The 2,801-nt window shown below is 77.7% G+C and carries 4 protein-coding genes; all 4 read right to left on the bottom strand.

Annotated elements, in window-relative coordinates; genetic code table 11:
* Positions 1–555 (bottom strand): thiamine pyrophosphate-binding protein (locus tag F9B16_RS49985; RefSeq protein ID WP_264159881.1); only part of this gene is annotated, 555 nt, incomplete at its 3' end.
* Complete coding sequence (locus F9B16_RS49980) at positions 552–1,325, bottom strand: cyclase family protein (protein WP_151547279.1); 774 nt, start codon at positions 1,323–1,325, stop codon at positions 552–554. The genes F9B16_RS49985 and F9B16_RS49980, both read right to left, overlap by 4 nt.
* Before the next feature lie 118 nt (positions 1,326–1,443).
* A complete protein-coding gene (locus F9B16_RS49975; protein ID WP_225992681.1) occupies positions 1,444–1,947 on the bottom strand; it encodes a MarR family winged helix-turn-helix transcriptional regulator in 504 nt (167 codons plus the stop codon).
* A 44-nt stretch (positions 1,948–1,991) separates the two neighbouring features.
* Positions 1,992–2,801: FUSC family protein (locus tag F9B16_RS49970; protein WP_192809405.1), on the bottom strand; the 810-nt coding region annotated here is incomplete at its 5' end.

Below are 2,801 nucleotides of genomic sequence, written 5' to 3'. Positions count from 1 at the left end.
CGGCGGCACCCGCGACGGGCGGGGACGGTGGCCCGCGGGAGGCCGCGCGGGCGCGTCCGCGGCGGGCAGCTCCGCGCCCTGCACGTCCAGGGGCAGTCCGAGCAGCACCGTGCGGCGCTCGGCGACCGCGGTGCGGCAGGCGCGCGCCACGTCGGCGAGCGCGGTCTGCGGCGAGTGGACCCGCTCCGGGACGGCGCCGACGGACGCCGCGAGCGCGGCCTGGTCGATCCGGAAGTTGGAGCGGACCGCGGACGCGGCCACCTCGCCCGCCAGCACCAGCAGCGGCGTGCGGCTCTTGGCCGCCTCGGCGATGCCGGTGACGGCGTTGGTGAGGCCCGGCCCCTGGTGCACCGACACCACCCCGAGCCCGCCGCTGACCCGCGCGTACGCGTCCGCCATCGTCGCCGCGCCGCCCTCGGTGCGGGCGGCGACGAACCGGGCGCCGTGCGCGGCCAGCGCGTTGGTGACGTGGAAGTTCCCGCTGCCGACCACCCCGAACACGGTCTCGGCGCCGAGCCGCGCGAGGGCCTCCCCCACGGCCTCCGCGACGATCATCGCTCGACCAGGGCCAGCACGCGGGCCGGGCTGCCGGAGCCGCCGACGATCGGCAGCGGCGCGGCGACCAGCACCGCGCCGCGGGCAGGCAGCCGGGCGAGGTTCTGCAGCTGGGTCAGCCCGTACTTGCCCGCGCCGAGGAAGTAGGAGTGGCAGGGGAACGGCGGGTCGAACGCGTGCGCGCCGCCCGCGTCGGTGCCGACCGTCTCGACGCCGAGCCCGAGCAGCGGCGTCTCCTCCGCCAGCCAGCGGGCGCACTCGGGCGAGATGCCCGGCGCGTGCGAGCCGTTCTCGTCGGCGTTGAGGAACGCCTCCGCGTCGCCGGAGCGCGCGTCCCAGCCCGTCCGGTACAGCAGCCACCCGCCGTCGGGCAGCGGGCCGTGCGCGCGCTCCCACGCGCGGACGTGGTCGATCTCCAGCAGGAAGTCGGGGTCGGCGGCGGCGCGCTCCGAGGCGTCGAGCACGACCGCGGGGGCGACGAGCCGTCCCGCCGGGACCTGCGCGACGTCCTCGCCGTCGCGGCCGGTCGCCCAGTGCACGGGCGCGTCGAAGTGGGTGCCGACGTGCTCGCCGGTCGTGATGTCGTTCCAGTACCAGGCGGGCCCGCGGTCGTCGTACCGGCTGATCTCCCGCAGCGAGAAGGGCACCGTGTTCGCGAACGGCTCGGGCAGCCGCAGGATCGGCGTCCGGTCCGACAGCGGCGCGGTGAGATCGACGATCTCCACCGAGCCGCCGGCGAGGGCGGCGAGGAGCTGGTCGAGGACGGGCATCGTTCCTCCGGGCGGCGCGTACGGGCTGGGGGGGGTCTCGCGCGGGGTGCTCCGAACGTACCGCAGATGACCCTGTTCGCAGGGTCACCCGGCGCAGGTGCGCCGCCCGGCGGCGGCTCTAGCCGATCAGCCCGCCGAGCCGTCCCTCCAGGACGACGAGGAGCTCGGCGAGCGCGCCCGCGAGCTCGTCGCGCCGCTCCTCCGGCAGCCCCGAGAGCAGCGCGGACTCGTACCCCACCTGGTCGGGCATGATCCGGTCGATCAGCACGCGGCCGTCCTCGGTGAGCGCGAGGTGCTGGACGCGCCGGTCCCGCTCGTCGGGACGCCGCTCGACCAGGCCCCGCTCCTGCAGCCGGCGCACCCGCTTGGTCACCGCGGCGCCGGAGGAGAACGTCTCGCGGGCGAGGCGGGTCGGGGTGACGCCGGGCCCGAGCCGGCGCAGCGCGGTGAGCACGTCGAACTCGGCCCGGACGAGCCCCTCGCGGCTCAGCGGGCCCTCCTCGGCCTGCTGGAGCAGCGCGGCGCAGCGGGTGATGCGCCCGATCACCGCGAGCGGTGCGGTGTCCAGCCCGGGATGGATGGCCCGCCACTGGCGGATCACCTCGGCGACCACGTCCTCCACGCCCGGCTCCCCCTCCGCGTGCCGTCCGGGTGATCGTACGCCCGTCACGCCGCCCGGGACGCGGGGACGCGGCCGGGGGCGAGCGCGGCGAGGGCGCGGTGCCCGTCCCGTTCGGCGCGCTCGACCCGTTCGGCGGGCAGCGCGCCCTGCCACCATTCGCCCGACGCGACGTCGACCGCGTCACGCACGTCCACCAGCGCGGACGCCAGGCGATCGCGCGCCCGCGCGGCCTCCAGAGGTTCCGGGGCGCCGGCGGCGAGCGCGCGGGCTCCGGCCGTGGCGGCGTCGAGCCGGGCGAGAGCGGCGCCGATCCGGCCGGTCGCGCGGCGGTTGGTGACGAGCGCGCAGCTCAGCAGGCCGGCCGCGACGCCGACGCAGGTGTCCAGCCAGCGTTCGGCCGCGAGCCTCCCGGCCGGCTGGAGCGCGGCGAGCTCGACCATCAGCAGCGCCATCGGCGTCACGAACACGCTGCCCAGCCAGTAGTTGCGGGCCATGGTCGCCTCGGTGCAGAACTGCAGCGCCATCACGGCGGCGACCAGCGCGAGGCCGCCGGCGCGGGTCGTCGGGAGCAGCACGGTGAACAGCGCGAGCCCGGCCAGGTTGCCCACGGCGCGCTGCAGGCCGCGGCGCCAGCTCAGGGTGATGTTGGCCTGGAAGACGGCGGCGGCGGTCACGACCGCCCAGTACGGTCGGCCGACGCCGAGCGCCATCGACGTCCAGCCGGCAAGCGCGGCGCCCACGGCGACGCGGGCGGCGACGGGCAGCAGCGGCGAGCCCGGCCGCAGCGCCCGCAGCAGACCTCGGACGCCGCGCGGTGCGGCGGCGGCGCGGTCGGCGGCGATGCCCGCGAGCTC

This window comes from Actinomadura montaniterrae (assembly GCF_008923365.1).
GTDB lineage: Bacteria > Actinomycetota > Actinomycetes > Streptosporangiales > Streptosporangiaceae > Spirillospora > Spirillospora montaniterrae.
This window is presented reverse-complemented; position numbering and strand designations above follow the sequence as displayed.